Raw genomic sequence first — 14,037 nt, 5'->3', positions numbered from 1 at the left:
CCGGTGGACGCTTGGGCCCGTCGGCGGGCGCTTGTCGTGGTCGGTGCCGGCCCCTTACCTCACCAGCCGCACATACGCCGCCAGTCCGGTGTCCTCCTCGGTCAGGGCCCTCGCAGTCGAGAGGATCGTTGTCTCCATCGCCGAGGCGGCTCTGGTCGGCCGTACGTCCGCTCGGGTGGCGAGGCTGACCGTCCGCGACAAACTCGGCTCCAGCAGCTGTGCCGAGGTCAGGCGCGGCCGATCGACGAGGACCATTGCCGGGACGATTGCGACCCCCAGTCCGCGTTCGACGAAGCGCAGCACTGCGTCCATCTCGGCTCCCTCGACGACGATGTTCGGTGCCAACCCGGCCGCATCGAAGGCCGCCGAGGTGGCCTCGCGCAGATCGTATCCGTGATGGAACAGCACCTGGGGGAGTGCCGCGACCTCCGCCAACGTGACCGTGTCACCGGGCAGGAGTGGAGCACCGCTGCGGCTGTCGCCCGACCATGAGGTGCTGCCGCCGGAACGGCGGTCCGCCCCCGCAATCACCACCAGGTCCTCACTGAGCACTTCCCGCATCCGCAACCTCGGCATCTGCGCGCTCGGAGTCAACGTCCGCGTGATGAGTGCAAGGTCCAGTTCGCCGGCACCCAGCGCCTCGATGAGCTCACGCGACCCCTTCTCGACAAGCTCGAGCTCGACCCCGGGATGCTCATGATGGAAGCTGCTGATCGCCTCGGCGACGAGGCTGACGCACAGCGTCGGAGTCGCGCCCAAACGGATCCGCCCCTTGCGCAGCCCGGCGAGCTCATCCATGTCACGACGGACCGCCTCGGCGTCGGCGAGCATTCGTCGAGCGGTCGGCAGGAGAGTATCGCCTGCGGCGGTGAGACTGATGTGTCCATGGGCGCGATGGAAGAGTTCGGAGCCGAGCTCCTTCTCCAGCGTCGAGATCTGCCGACTCAATGAGGGTTGGGCCAGGTGAAGCGTGGCAGCGGCCCTCGTGAAATGACCGGTGTTGGCGATCTCGACGAAGCTCGCGAGCTGTTCCAGATTCATGTTCATAGCGTATCGCTATCAACTCAAGCGAAACAATACATTGGACGCATGAGGCGGCCGAACCTAGCGTGGAATACATGAACTCCACACAGGGAAATGCCCACGCACACGAACACACGATCTCCACCTCGGTGCTGGTCATCGGCACCGGCGGATCCGGCCTGCGCGCCGCGATCGAGGTCGCCGAATCCGGCACCGACGTCCTCGCCGTCGGCAAGCGACCCAAGGACGACGCGCACACCTCGCTGGCCGCCGGCGGCATCAACGCGGCCCTGGCCACGATGGACCCCGACGACTCCTGGCAGCAGCACGCAGCCGACACGATCAAGGAATCCTATGACCTCGCCAACCCCCGCACCGTCGAAATCGTCACCCAGGGAGCCGGGCAGGGAATTGCTGACCTGGAGCGATACGGAATGGACTTCGCGAAGGAGGACGACGGTCGGATCTCGCAGCGCTTCTTCGGCGCCCACACCTGGCGTCGCACCGCTTTCGCCGGCGACTACACGGGACTCGAAATCCAGCGCACCCTCATTCATCGTGCCGAGGCCCTGAATGTCCCCATCCTCGACCGCGTCTACATCACCAAACTCCTCGTCGCCGACGGTCGCATCTTCGGCGCATTCGGCTTCGACATCGTCGACGGCTCCCGCTACCGCATCCATGCCGACGCTGTCATCCTCGCCGCCGGCGGACACAACCGGATCTGGCGCCGCACCTCCTCTCGCCGAGACGAGAATACCGGCGACTCCTTCCGCCTGGCAGTCGAGGCCGGAGCCCGCCTGCGCGACGCCGAGCTCGTCCAGTTCCACCCCTCTGGCATCATCGAACCCGAGAACGCCGCCGGCACCCTCGTCTCCGAAGCCGCACCTGGTGAGGGCGGAATCCTACGCAACGGACTGGGGGAGCGGTTCATGGAACGCTACGACCCCGAACGCATGGAACTCTCCACCCGCGACCGCGTGGCACTGGCCGCCTACACCGAGATCGCCGAGGGCCGCGGTACGGAAAACGGCGGCGTCTGGCTCGACGTCTCGCACCTGCCGCGCGAGACCATCATGAACCGCCTGCCGCGCGTGTTCCAGACGATGATGGAGACGCAGATGCTCGACATCACCGTCTCCCCGATCGAGATCGCCCCGACCGCTCACTATTCGATGGGCGGGGTGTGGGTCGACCCGGCCGAGCACAGCACCGACGTCGAGGGACTGTGGGCCATCGGCGAGGCTTCGTCCGGGCTGCACGGGGCCAACCGCCTCGGCGGCAATTCGCTCATCGAACTCCTCGTCTTCGGTCGCATCGTCGGCCGGTCCGCCGTCGCGTATTCGGCTGATCTGGGGGCGCAGGTGAGGTCGCAGTCTGCCATCGCCGAGGCGCGGGCTGAGATCGAGGATCTCCTCGCATCCGAGGGCACGGAGAATGTTCGAGCTCTGCAACGCGAGGTCCGCAACCTCATGACCGAGCACGCCGGTGTCGTTCGCGACGAAGCCGGTCTGCTGGCCGGACTCGAGAAGCTCGCCGACATCGAGTCGCGGATGAATGACGTGGGCATCCACCCGGACATCGCCGGATTCTCCGACCTGTCCCACGCCTTCGACCTCAAATCCTCGGTGCTCGCGGCCAGGGCAACTCTGGAGTGCGCGCTCGAACGCAGGGAGACCCGCGGTTGTCACAACCGCAGCGACTACCCCGAGCAGGATGAGAACCTGCAGGTCAACCTCGTCTGGTCACCAGCGACCGGAGTCGTGAAGGAGAGCATTCCGGCCGTCGACCCCGAGGTCGCCGAGCTCATGCGCACCGAGGAGATCAGCCAGGTCGGCAAGCTCGTGGAATAGGAACACACTCAACCTCGGTGACGTCACTAGTTGCGCCCGGCGCCGCCCGAAATCAGTGACGTCACCGAGGTTCAGCTCGCCGCGGGCTCGACAACGGCGTCGCGTCACTACCCGGAGTGCCGAATCATCTCGTTGCAACGGGGCGTTTTGGCACTCGCAGGGTGGTGTAGAGGTCACAGTGTGATGTCGAGGCTTGCCAGGACTTTCTCGTCGGCCAGCACATCGACGGAGGCGAGCCTGCCGTTGGCGAAGCGGAACAGGTAGATCGCGCGAGGAATGCCGTCGGCGACGTAGGCGGCAGCGGGGGCGCCGGCGATATGGACCAGCTGGGTCGCGTGCGCACGGCCATTGAAGACTCGGGCCACGGCGTCCGGACCGGCAACTTCGCGATCGAGGAGTGGGGCACCGGAGTCTGCACCCGCTCCAGCCAGCCTCAGGGCCGCTGGGTCGCTGCGCAGTTCGATCTCGGGATCGAGGAGTTGGAGCAGACTGCCGAAGTCTCCCTCGCGGGCCGCGGAGAGAAAGGCCGTGATCGCAGACTCCTCTCCGTGGCGAACGTCGGCAATGTCGACCCCACGCAGCCGTGCACGTGCACGTGCGCGGGAGGCGAGCTGACGAGCCGCGGCAGGACTGCGGTCGACGATGGGCGCAATGTCGCTATAGGTCAGAGCGAAGAAGTCGTGAAGGACCAACGCGAGACGTTCCAGAGGCCCCAGCGTGTCGAGCACAATGTGCAGGGCCGCCGAGAGCTCGTCTCGAATCAGGGCACTGTCCTCCGGACGGTCAGCTTCTTCTGCCGAGTACTCCCACTGCAGGTCTTCGCGTCTTGCGACGTCGCGGCGGATGAGGTCGATGCACACCCGAGAGATCACGGTCGTCAGCCACGCCTCGACATTTTCAATGGCCGCGGTGTCTGCCCGCTGCAACCGGATCCATGTCTCCTGCACAGCATCATCGGCGGCCCACGGGGATCCCAGAGCACGGTGAGCGATGGCGAACAATTTGGGTCGATGCGAGGTGAACTGATCGGCCACCTCGGCGAGGGACTGAGGTGTCGACTCCGATGTCATAGCTATCCTGCCGGTGATGACTCGTCACATTTCTGCCTCGGGGAACGACTCACAGGCAAGACCGGCAGACGTCGGTCCGATCATCACACGTACCAACATGAGCCAAGGAGCAATTGTGACTGTTCTGTCGACATCCATTCTTGACGAGCTTCGAGCCGCTGTCCAGGGCCGCGTCTGGCTTCCCGCCAGCACCGAGTTCGATGAGGTCCACCGACCGTGGAATCGCGCCATCGACCAAGACGTCCTCGCCGTGGTCGAAGCGAGTGGCGTCGACGACATCAGCAGCCTCGTGCGCTTCGCCCGGAGTCGGGGCCTGTCGATCGCCACTCAGCCCTCCGGTCACGGCGCGACCGGACGGGCAAGCGGAGCGATCCTGCTGCGGACCACCCGTCTCAATCAGATCGTCATCGACCCCAAACAGCGAACGGCCATGATCGGCTCCGGGACGCGGGCCGGGCAGTTGCAGGCCGCAGCGGCCGATCACGGACTGACCGGACTTCCGGGCAGCTCACCAGTGGTGACGGTGGCCGGGGTCGCACTCGGCGGCGGCCTGAGCTGGTTCGGACGGTCCTTCGGGTGGGTGGGCGACAGTATCCGCGCCTTCGACATCGTCGACGCGGAGGGCCGGGCCCGCCGCATCACCTCGGATACGGATCCCGAGCTGTTCTGGGCGCTGCGTGGTGCGGGCAGCGAGCTCGTCATCGTCACCGGTCTTGAGGTCCAGCTGCATGAGGCTCCGGAGGTGTTCGGCGGGCGTCAGCTCTGGTCGGCCGCCCATGCCCGCGATGTCGCCGAGGTGTTCCGGTCGTTGACGGCGACCGCGCCGGACGATCTGAACCTGTGGCTGGAGCTCCTCAGCTTCCCGGGCGCCGACCCGATGGTTGCCATCGACTCGACCTACCTCGGGACGGAGGCCGAGGTCCGCCGTCTCATGCGCGCGACCGAAGCATTGCCGACGCCGCTCTCCGACACTCGTGCACCGATGAGCGTGGCCGATCTGGGAACGATCACAGCCGAGCCGACCGAGCCCGTTCCCGGCAGCTCCCACGCGGAGCTGCTCACGACTCTTGATGACACGGCCCTCGACGCTCTGCTTAAGACGCCCATCGATCCGCTGCTATCGGTGCAGGTCAGGCACCTCGGCGGGGCGCTCGCCCGCCCGACCGACAATCCCCACGGGGCGCTGAGCGAACCGTTCAGCGTCTACATGTTCGGACTGCCCGTCACCGAGGAAGCCGCTGAGTCCATCACGAAGAAGCAGGCAGATCTGGCGCGGGCTCTGCCGACGACCGGGCGCAAACCCGTGACGTTCCTCAGCCCGAGCGAGAGCCTTGCCGACGCGTTGCCGGAATCGGCCTTGGCCCGGTTGCGTCGTCTCAAGCAGGAGCGGGACCCCGAGGGCGTCTTCGTCGGGAACTTCCCCACCTTCGGGTAAGGGACGCAGCTGTGGCTCGGGTGCCGCGCCGCCGTCACTACCCGGAGTGCGAAAACACCCCGCTGCAGCGAGAGGTTTTGGCACCCCAGGTGTGGGCAACCGAACTATGCGGGTCCAGGACTGGCCGCCGAGGTGAGCACCGCCAGGCCGACGGACATCCCGGCAGCACCAGCTCAGTTGTCGTCACTCACGCATCGCCTACATGTAGCGCTCATTCATCCCTTTGCGGCGGGTGGTTTTGCTGCTGACGGTGCGGGGTTCAGTCCTCATCCTCGACGTCGGCCGCCCGGGCAGCCTCGATGCGGGCCTGCTTGAGTTTGCGCTGGCGAGAGATCGTCATGGCCACGATGGCGATGGCCACTCCCACGAGCCCGCCGATGACGATGGAACTGCCGTTGGCGCTCTCTATGGTCGATCCCAGCCCTGCCGCGAGCAATGGGTGCCCGGTGATCTGGTGGAATCCCATGGCGAAGACCCAAGCTACCGCGAATACGCCGCATGTGACGTAGGAGATGATGAGCCGCCTCGGTGAGGAGAGCGCCGTTGCGAGGTCAAAATCGACGTTCTCACGTTTGCAGTAACTGGCCACTGCGAAACTCAACACTCCTGAGCCAAGCAGCAGAGGAAGGGTCCAGAATCCTGCTCCGATGACTGCGAAGAGAACGGCGAGGGCAAGGAAGACGTAGATGGTGAGGACCGACCCGAACATATACGCCCGGAGGATGACATCGCGTTCTCGTTCATCTCCCATCGACGGATCGTTGATACCCGCGATCCGGTCGGCCAGAGCGTTTGGCCGGTGAGCCTTGTGAGTGTTGCTCATGATTCCTCCTGAAGCGAGAAGATCTCTTCGACTGTGGTTTCGAGAGCGTGGGCGATCCGCAGTGCCAGGAACACGCTGGGTGCGTAGTCGCCACGCTCGGTGGCGATGATCGTCTGACGTGATACGCCCGTGAGCTGGGCGAGCCGAGCCTGAGTGAGGCCGGCAGCCTTGCGAACCTGCTTGAGGCTCGAGGTCTGAACTTCCATCCTGCCTCCTGATGCCGCGAATGCCGCCAATACAATGTCAATGATCCTTTACATAAAAAGTAAAGCACTCTTGACACGCTGATGTCAAAGATCTTTGACATTGCACGTGCGTGGGGAGGCGCATGCGAGTCGATGAGCCATTGAGCGCATCACTCTGGTGGGTGGCATGGTGTCGGTTGATGCATCTATCAATGTATGCATCTGTTAGCGTGGAGTCATGAACGATCTGCTGACGCTCCCGTGGGAAAGCACCGACGATTCATCACCGATCGCAGCGCGGATGGCCGCGTGGGCCGCCCGCGAAATCATCGAGCAACGCTACGAGCCCGGCCAACTCCTCACCGAGGCCGACCTCGCCGAGGCCCAGAACGCCAGCCGAACCCCGGCGCGCGAGGCGATGCTGCAGCTCGAACGCTGGAGGTTGGTCCGCCTTGTGCCGAAGAAGGGTGCGATCGTCACCACCGTGACGCGCCAGGAGCGCCGAGATCTGCTCGCCGTGCGCGCGATGTTCGAAACCGACGCCGTCCAAGCGCTGACCGCCGACAGCGACTTCGCACCGCTGGCGGCAGATCTGCGAACTCTTCTCGATCGGCAGCGAGAGGCGTTGGAAGCCGGGAATCCTCTCGATTTCGCCAGCTTCGACTACGCCTTCCACGCGCGCATCATCCGCAGCGGAGGCAACGCCGTCGTCGAGGAAATGCTGACCACGATGGGCCCGCGTCTGGCCCGTCTGACCTACCAGGTGGTCATCGATCAGCCCAGCTCGCTGCGCACCCTCTTCGATGAGCACGCCGAACTCACTGACCTGGCCGAACGTGGCGACGCCAAGGAATTCGGCAAACTCGTTCGCCTGCACATCACAGCCTCGCACTTCCCCCAGAACAGCAAGTGATGAAATCCGATCCCGCGTCGACGGCGCAATCGTCGCCAAACGAAGCCCCACAGCCCCACCCTCGCCGAGGCGCTGCCTGGCTTCGCGTCGTCCCCGCCATGTTCCTGCTCGCCTGGGGTGGCAATCACTTCACTCCTCTCGTGCACATGTACGAAGATGATGGTGGCTACGCGATCTGGCAGGCCAATCTCTTACTGGGCATGTACGTCGGGGGACTGGTCCCCGGGCTCCTGGTCGCCTCGGCGCTCTCGGATCGACGCGGACGCAAACCGATACTCATCGCCGGCACGATTGCGGCGATCCTCGGCAGCCTCCTCCTGGGCATCGGTTTCGAACTCTTCTGGCTGCTGTGCATCGGCCGCGTGCTCGCCGGAGTCGGCGTGGGCGTGGCCATGTCGGTGGGCACGAGCTGGATCAAGGAACTCTCCGCCCCGCCCTTCGACCATGCAGCCGGGATCACCGCCGGCGCTCGCCGCCCCGCACTCACGCTGACTCTGGGATTCGCCGTCGGCGCCGCGGTCACCGGCAGTCTGGCTCAGTGGGGTCCGATGCCCCAGACGCTTCCCTACGCCGTGCACGGACTGCTCAGTGTCGTGGCACTTCTCATCGTGTTCACCGCGTCCGAGACTCTGCCGCGGGGCCGCCGGTCGAGCCGACACTGGTGGCGGGGCTTGAGGATTCCGCTGGTCGGTCACAGCACCTTCATCAGGCTCATCATCCCCGCAGCGCCCTGGGTCTTCGCTGCTGCTGGTGTCGCCTACGCGGTGATGCCGGCGCTGGTCCAGGGCGAGCTGGGGGAGTGGACGACCATGTACGCGACCGTGCTCACCGTCGCCACCCTCGGCGCCGGGGCGCTGGTGCAGAACCTCGTCCCACGCATCAACAGGTGGACGGGCGGACGTGCGCTGGTCGTCGGGCTCACGCTCATGACCATCGGCATGGGTCTTGCGGTCGTCGCGGCCCTGGTCGCCGATCCGGTCGTTGCCTTCGTCGTCGCCATTGTCCTCGGCGTGGCCTACGGCATCTGCGTGGTGGCCGGACTGGTCATCGTCCAAGCCATCGCTGAACCTGCGGACCTGGCAGGGATCACCGGCGTCTACTACTCACTGGCCTACTCCGGATTCCTGCTGCCCACGGTCCTCGCGGCCCTGTTGCCGGTCATGTCCTACGCCATGTCGTTGGGTGCAGTTGCGCTGGTCTGCCTGCTCAGCCTCGGTGCGGTATCGCTGGCATCCGCAAGGTCAGCGTCGAGGAAGTAGTGTGCGGCATGAAGAGCGCGCCGACTCGACGGCCATCCGTGGAGTTGTGACCCCGGGTATCGTTCCTCAGAGAAGGGGTTGGTCCAGAAGGGCACCGGCGAAGGAGGCACCGTGGGTCTCAACGGTCACACCATACAGAACAAGGCGCGAGAGGTTGCCCGCGGATTGCCGGGCACCAGCAGCGGCTATCCGTTCACGAAACATCTGCAGGTGTGGAAGGTCGCGGGGAAGGTGTTTCTGATCGTGACGGAGGACGACCCCGGTCTGGAGATCATCACCGTCAAGGCTGAGCCCCACCATGGTGATGCTCTGCGGCGCGAGCACAGATCGATCAGTCGGGGACACTATCTCGACAAAGACCACTGGATCTCCATCGGATCCGGCACAGGCATCACTCAGGCCGTGGTCGAAGAGCTCGTCCAAGACTCCTATGACCTTGCCCGGGAGCAACTGCCGCTCAAGGACCGCCCGTAAGAGCACAACCACAGTTGCGCCGAGGCTGCGAAGATTGAACCATGAAGTTGGAGGTGACATTGTGAGTCAAGAACCGCCGTCTTTGTTTGAGCCTGACGACGTGGGCCGCCCCCTGGCCGATCGTCTGCGCCCGGAGTCCCTCGAGGATGTCATCGGGCAAGACCATCTCCTTGGGGATGACGCACCGATTGGTCGGATGGTCGCCGAACGCAGGCTGGTCTCGATGGTGCTGTGGGGGCCGCCGGGTTGTGGGAAGACAACCATCGCGCGGCTGCTGGCCGAACGCACCAACCTCGTCTTCGAATCGGTTTCAGCGACCTTCTCCGGTGTCGCCGAACTCCGCAAAGTCTTCCAAGCTGCTGCCAAACGGCGCGAGGTGGGTCAGTCCACCATGCTGTTCGTTGACGAGATCCACCGCTTCAACCGCGCCCAGCAGGACTCCTTCCTGCCTTATGTGGAGGACGGTACGGTCGTGCTCGTCGGCGCGACCACGGAGAACCCCAGCTTCGAACTCAACTCAGCTCTGCTCTCCCGCTGTCAGGTCTTCGTCCTCAAGCGCCTCGACGAGGAAGCGCTGACCACACTCATCGCACGGGCAGAGGAAACCACAGCGAGAGAACTGCCGCTCGATGTGCAGGCACGACATGCCCTGGTGGCGATGGCCGACGGCGATGGTCGATACCTGCTCAACCTCATCGAACAACTCCAATCTGTCAGCGGGAGGCTCGACACCTCGGGCCTGGTCGAGCTGGTGCAGCAGCGCGCACCGATCTACGACAAGGCCCAAGAGGGGCATTACAACCTCATCTCCGCGCTGCACAAGTCAATGCGCGGCTCGGACCCCGACGCGTCGCTGTACTGGCTGGCACGAATGCTCGAAGGCGGGGAGGATCCCCTCTACATCGCCCGACGGCTGGTCAGGTTCGCCAACGAGGACATTGCGATCGCCGATCTGCAAGCCGTCCACCAGGCTGTGGCCGCATGGGACGTGTACGAGCGGCTCGGGTCTCCCGAAGGCGAACTCGCCATCGCCCAAGCCGTCGTGTACCTGGCGACCGCACCGAAGTCCGTCGCGGTCTACTCCGCGTTCAACGCCGCAACGAGGCTGGCGAAGAAGACCGGCTCACTCATGCCGCCGGCGAATATCCTCAACGCCCCGACGAAGCTGATGAAGAACCTCGGCTACGGAGAAGGCTACGAGTACGATCCGCACACGCAGGGAGGCTTCTCCGGGGCCAACTACTTCCCCGAGGACATGGAGCCGGAGAGGCTGTACAGGCCCACCGGCAACGGCTACGAACGCGTCATCGGAGAAAAACTGTCCGAATGGCACCGGCTGCGCACTCAGAAGCGGGCGCAGGAGGAAGCCGACGACGCTTCCGAAACGTAGGGGCCACCTCGGCGACCGCACTCGCAGACCACAACAACTCGCAACGACCGGATAGGGATCGACGCCATGCTCGGACAATCACGCCAGCACACATCACCAGCCATCAGCGCCTTCGTCGGCATCATGGGCAAGAGGCATGTGCTCACCTCGGCGCGCGCCACCGAACCGTACGCCAAGGGCAATCGCTTCGGCGGCGGCAGGGTGCTCGCCGTCCTCAAGCCGGGCAGCCTCGTCGATATGTGGCGGGCCCTGCAGGTCTGCGTCGACCATGACCTCATCGTCATCCCACAGTCCGCGAACACCGGACTCACCGGCGGCTCGGGGCCCGGCGATCAGGACTACGACCGTGAGATCGTCATCATCTCCACCCTGCGCATCAACCAGATCCACCTCATCAACGACGCCCGCGAAGCAGTGTGCCTGGCCGGCTCGACCCTCTACGAACTCGACGACAAGCTGGCACCCCACGAGCGCGAACCGCACTCGGTGATCGGCTCGTCCTCGATCGGGGCCTCGGTCGTCGGCGGCATCGCGAACAACTCCGGCGGAAGCCAGATCCGCAAGGGACCGGCGTTCACGAAGAACGCGATCTTCGCCCGGGTCAACGAGGACGGCAAGGTCGAACTCGTCAACCATCTGGGCATCAGCCTCGGCGACGATCCGGCACACATCCTCGACAGACTCCAGCGCGGCGACTGGGACCCCGCGGACGTCACGCCTGCGCCCGAGGACACCACGGAGACCGAATACGGCGAGCACGTCCGCGAGATCACGAACTCACCGGCCCGCTACAACGCGAACCCGAAATTCCTCTACGAGGCATCAGGGTCGGCCGGCAAACTCATGGTCTTCGCCGTGCGCACCCGCACCTTCCCCCAGCAGAAGGACTCGACGACCTTCTACGTCGGAACCAACAGCCCCGCCGAGCTCGAGGACCTGCGCCGGGCGATACTGACCTCGGACATGCCCCTGCCGATCTCCGGTGAGTACATGGGACGACCCTCCTTCGACCTCGCAGAGAAGTACGGCAAGGACACGTTCGTCTCCGTCAAGCACGCCGGCAGTCGCGAGCAGATCAAGCTCTTCGCATTGAAGAACTGGGCCAACGGAGTGTTCGCGAAGCTGCCGTTCTTCGGCCAGACCGTCGCCGATTCCATCGCCCAGGGTGCCTTCAGCCTGCTGCCGCAGCAGCTGTCTGACCGAATGCTGAAGTACCGCGACCGCTTCGAACATCACCTGCTGCTCGTCGTCAGCGGTGACCAGCAGCAGAAGACCGAGGAGTTCCTCACGACCTTCTTCGCCGAGGCGGGCCATGACGGTGACTTCTTCATCGCCACTGCCGATGAGGCCCAGTCCGCTATGCTCCACCGGTTCGGTGCCGCCAGTGCCGCCACACGCTACTTCAATCTCAACCGTGACGATTCCTCGGACATGATCACCTTCGACGTGGCTCTGAAACGAGATGACGATGATTGGCTCGAGGTGCTGCCGAAAGAGATCTCGGATCAGCTGCACATCAGTTCCTATTATGGTCACTTCTTCTGCCACGTCCTCCACCAAGACCATGTCGCGAAGAAGGGCGTCGACCCGGTGGCGCTGAAGAAGCAGATGATGGCACTGCTCGAGGAGCGCGGAGCCGCCGTGCCCGCCGAGCACAACTATGGGCGCCTCTATCATGTTCCCTCGGAGATGGAAGCCCACTTCAAAGAGCTCGATCCCTGCAACGTCTTCAACCCAGGCGTGGGTGAGACCTCGCCGCATAAGAACTGGGCGTGAGCCTCTGGATCTGAACCGTCACCGGAGTACTGTTTGACCATGACACGCGGACCAGTGATCGAAGTGCACAGCGAGAAATCGATGATGCCGCCGAACTTCAGCGGCTGTGCGGCTACTGGGCTGACGGATTCGAGCGGCGCGCCCAACAGCGAACCATCAACGATCTGCCATCGGAGGTCAAAACGATCTCCGGCACACGCTGATGCACGAAGAACTCGGGTTCGACCGCTCACGCTGGCTCCAGGCTTGGCCGATTCTCCAATTGGACTGCTCGCCCGGATTCTGGAACCTGACCTGCTGGCATCAGATATCTGCGACTTCCTGCGTCCACTGCCCTAGCTCCGCTGGGGTTCTGCGAAGGTGCTTAGGCGGGGTTCTCCGCGGACTGTTTGATGCGGAGGGCCTCGTCGAGGGTCTGGCCGTCAAGGATCTGCTGTCGCCACCAGTTCATCGCTTTGAACATTCCGGCTCCGATTGTGCCGACAATGCGATCGGATTCGTCTGTATAGGCGGCAACGAATCGTCGGCCCTCGAGGTCTCCCTCGACCACCTGAAAACTGCACTGCTGGGAGGGGAGGCCGAAGCTACGCAGCTTGAGATCGTACTGGTCGGACCAGAAGTACGGAACAGTTTTTGTTGCAGTGGGGGCGAGTTCCAGGATGTCGTGTGCGCAGGAGCGAGCGTGCTCGTTCGCGGTCATCCGATGCTCCACGCGCACGTGACGTTCCAGTATGGGGTCCCACCATGCGGCGACGTCGCCGATGGCCCAGACGTCATCGGCGGCGCGTCCGCTCGCATCACAGCGCACCCCACCGGCTCCGTAGTCTTTCGGTGCTGTCAGGGGGACCGAGCTCGAACGCAGCCATTCAACGGCTGGACGGGCTCCAACGGCTACGAGTGCCGCATCCGCATGTACTGTTCTTCCGTCGTCGAGTGTGACTCCGGTGGCCCGCCCGCTTCTGTCCTCGATGGAACTGACACCGTGCCCGAGCTCAAGGTTCACGCCATGATGCCGATGAAGGTCGGCGATCATGGACCCGACCTCGTCGCCGACCACATTCTGCATCGGCAGTTCGAGAGGATCGATCAATGTGACTTCTTTGCCCAGCGAACGGGCTACGGCGGCCACTTCGGCGCCGAGGAATCCGGCGCCGATGACTGCGAGGTGTTGAGACGTCTCCAGCTCGGATCGCAGAGCCTGGGAGTCGTCAAGAGTACGCATGACGTGGACTCCCTCGAGCTGGTGTCCGAACGGCAACTCTCGCGCGGTGACTCCGGTGGCCACGATCAAGGCGTCATAAGCGACCTGCTCGCCGGACTCGAGGGTGACCTGATGCGCTTCGACGTCCACCGAGGCAGCTCTGACGGAGAGGTGCAGCGTCACGTCGGCAACTGCGAACTGTTCACTGGTGCGCAGCTGGGCTTTTTCGGGCAACCAGGTACCGGCCAGTATCTGTTTGGACAGTGGCGGTCTGTCGTAGGGTGCGTGGCGCTCTTCGCCGAAGATCAGAATCACTCCGGTATGGCCTGCAGCCCGCAGAGCATCGGCGGCAGCGATCCCCGCAGGGCCAGCGCCGACAATGACGACCTTCTTCGCTGAAACGTCCTTCGTCACTTCTTGAGAACGCGGATTGCGGAGGCAGGACACAGTGCTTCTGCCTCCTTGGCGGAGCCCTCCTGCTCAGGAGAGGGGTTCTCCTCGAGCACGAAAGCCACTCCGTCCTCATCACGCTGGTCGAATAGGTCCGGAGCGGTGAGGACGCAATTTCCGGCCCCAATGCACATGTCTTGGTCCAGTTCGATTCTCACCAGATCCTCCTAGGTTGACCGTCATCT

At 64.3% G+C, this 14,037-nt stretch carries 13 protein-coding genes; 7 read left to right on the top strand and 6 right to left on the bottom strand.

Annotation, left to right across the window (positions count from 1 at the left end; all coding sequences use genetic code 11):
- Positions 1–54: 54 nt before the first annotated feature.
- Entirely contained in the window at positions 55–1,041 is a 987-nt protein-coding gene (locus BLT92_RS06735) for a LysR family transcriptional regulator (protein WP_092108897.1), read from the bottom strand.
- A 77-nt stretch (positions 1,042–1,118) separates the two neighbouring features.
- On the opposite strand from BLT92_RS06735, the gene BLT92_RS06730 reads away from it, so the two are divergent.
- Positions 1,119–2,876 (top strand): FAD-dependent oxidoreductase, encoded by a 1,758-nt coding sequence (locus tag BLT92_RS06730; protein WP_092104267.1) that lies wholly within the window; start codon positions 1,119–1,121, stop codon positions 2,874–2,876.
- Between the two features lie 173 nt (positions 2,877–3,049).
- Here BLT92_RS06730 and BLT92_RS06725 read toward each other — a convergent pair whose 3' ends face one another.
- Positions 3,050–3,946 (bottom strand): sigma-70 family RNA polymerase sigma factor, encoded by an 897-nt coding sequence (locus tag BLT92_RS06725; RefSeq protein WP_092104266.1) that lies wholly within the window; start codon positions 3,944–3,946, stop codon positions 3,050–3,052.
- Positions 3,947–4,061: 115 nt separating this feature from the next.
- Here BLT92_RS06725 and BLT92_RS06720 point away from each other — a divergent pair, with 115 nt between their 5' ends.
- The gene (locus BLT92_RS06720) at positions 4,062–5,381 is read left to right on the top strand and encodes an FAD-binding oxidoreductase (protein WP_197679679.1); all 1,320 of its coding nucleotides are present in this window, start codon (positions 4,062–4,064) and stop codon (positions 5,379–5,381) included.
- A 259-nt stretch (positions 5,382–5,640) separates the two neighbouring features.
- On the opposite strand, the gene BLT92_RS06715 is transcribed toward BLT92_RS06720, so the two are convergent.
- A complete protein-coding gene (locus tag BLT92_RS06715) occupies positions 5,641–6,204 on the bottom strand; it encodes a hypothetical protein (RefSeq protein WP_092104264.1) in 564 nt (187 codons plus the stop codon).
- Positions 6,201–6,410, bottom strand: a complete 210-nt coding sequence (locus BLT92_RS06710) for a helix-turn-helix transcriptional regulator (RefSeq protein WP_092104262.1) — start codon at positions 6,408–6,410, stop codon at positions 6,201–6,203. Before BLT92_RS06710 ends, BLT92_RS06715 begins: the two co-directional genes overlap by 4 nt.
- A 217-nt stretch (positions 6,411–6,627) precedes the next feature.
- Here BLT92_RS06710 and BLT92_RS06705 point away from each other — a divergent pair, with 217 nt between their 5' ends.
- The 5 genes from BLT92_RS06705 to dld all read left to right on the top strand — a co-directional run bounded on the left by BLT92_RS06705 (position 6,628) and on the right by dld (position 12,201).
- Entirely contained in the window at positions 6,628–7,302 is a 675-nt protein-coding gene (locus BLT92_RS06705) for a GntR family transcriptional regulator (protein WP_092104260.1), read from the top strand.
- A gap of 98 nt (positions 7,303–7,400) precedes the next feature.
- A complete protein-coding gene (locus BLT92_RS06700; RefSeq protein WP_092104258.1) occupies positions 7,401–8,561 on the top strand; it encodes an MFS transporter in 1,161 nt (386 codons plus the stop codon).
- A 111-nt stretch (positions 8,562–8,672) separates the two neighbouring features.
- Entirely contained in the window at positions 8,673–9,035 is a 363-nt protein-coding gene (locus BLT92_RS06695; protein WP_092108891.1) for an MmcQ/YjbR family DNA-binding protein, read from the top strand.
- A gap of 61 nt (positions 9,036–9,096) precedes the next feature.
- Positions 9,097–10,425, top strand: coding sequence for a replication-associated recombination protein A (locus BLT92_RS06690; protein WP_231939065.1), 1,329 nt, complete (start codon positions 9,097–9,099; stop codon positions 10,423–10,425).
- Positions 10,426–10,491: 66 nt separating this feature from the next.
- Positions 10,492–12,201, top strand: coding sequence for a D-lactate dehydrogenase (gene dld / locus BLT92_RS06685; protein ID WP_092104254.1), 1,710 nt, complete (start codon positions 10,492–10,494; stop codon positions 12,199–12,201).
- Between the two features lie 364 nt (positions 12,202–12,565).
- On the opposite strand, the gene BLT92_RS06680 is transcribed toward dld, so the two are convergent.
- The gene (locus tag BLT92_RS06680) at positions 12,566–13,816 is read right to left on the bottom strand and encodes an NAD(P)/FAD-dependent oxidoreductase (RefSeq protein WP_092104252.1); all 1,251 of its coding nucleotides are present in this window, start codon (positions 13,814–13,816) and stop codon (positions 12,566–12,568) included.
- Entirely contained in the window at positions 13,813–14,010 is a 198-nt protein-coding gene (locus tag BLT92_RS06675) for a ferredoxin (protein WP_092104250.1), read from the bottom strand. Before BLT92_RS06675 ends, BLT92_RS06680 begins: the two co-directional genes overlap by 4 nt.
- Between the last annotated feature and the right edge of the window lie 27 nt (positions 14,011–14,037).

This window comes from Brevibacterium picturae (genome assembly GCF_900105045.1).
Classification (GTDB): Bacteria; Actinomycetota; Actinomycetes; order Actinomycetales; family Brevibacteriaceae; genus Brevibacterium; species Brevibacterium picturae.
This window is presented reverse-complemented; position numbering and strand designations above follow the sequence as displayed.

Bases quoted from the DNA above. Each gene is read 5' to 3' on its own strand.
- BLT92_RS06710 (WP_092104262.1), bottom strand. From the start codon at position 6,410: ATGGAAGTTCAGACCTCGAGCCTCAAGCAGGTTCGCAAGGCTGCCGGC.
- BLT92_RS06715 (WP_092104264.1), bottom strand. From the start codon at position 6,204: ATGAGCAACACTCACAAGGCTCACCGGCCAAACGCTCTGGCCGACCGG.
- BLT92_RS06730 (WP_092104267.1), top strand. From the start codon at position 1,119: ATGAACTCCACACAGGGAAATGCCCACGCACACGAACACACGATCTCC.
- dld (WP_092104254.1), top strand. From the start codon at position 10,492: ATGCTCGGACAATCACGCCAGCACACATCACCAGCCATCAGCGCCTTC.
- BLT92_RS06705 (WP_092104260.1), top strand. From the start codon at position 6,628: ATGAACGATCTGCTGACGCTCCCGTGGGAAAGCACCGACGATTCATCA.
- BLT92_RS06725 (WP_092104266.1), bottom strand. From the start codon at position 3,946: ATGACATCGGAGTCGACACCTCAGTCCCTCGCCGAGGTGGCCGATCAG.
- BLT92_RS06735 (WP_092108897.1), bottom strand. From the start codon at position 1,041: ATGAATCTGGAACAGCTCGCGAGCTTCGTCGAGATCGCCAACACCGGT.
- BLT92_RS06700 (WP_092104258.1), top strand. From the start codon at position 7,401: ATGTTCCTGCTCGCCTGGGGTGGCAATCACTTCACTCCTCTCGTGCAC.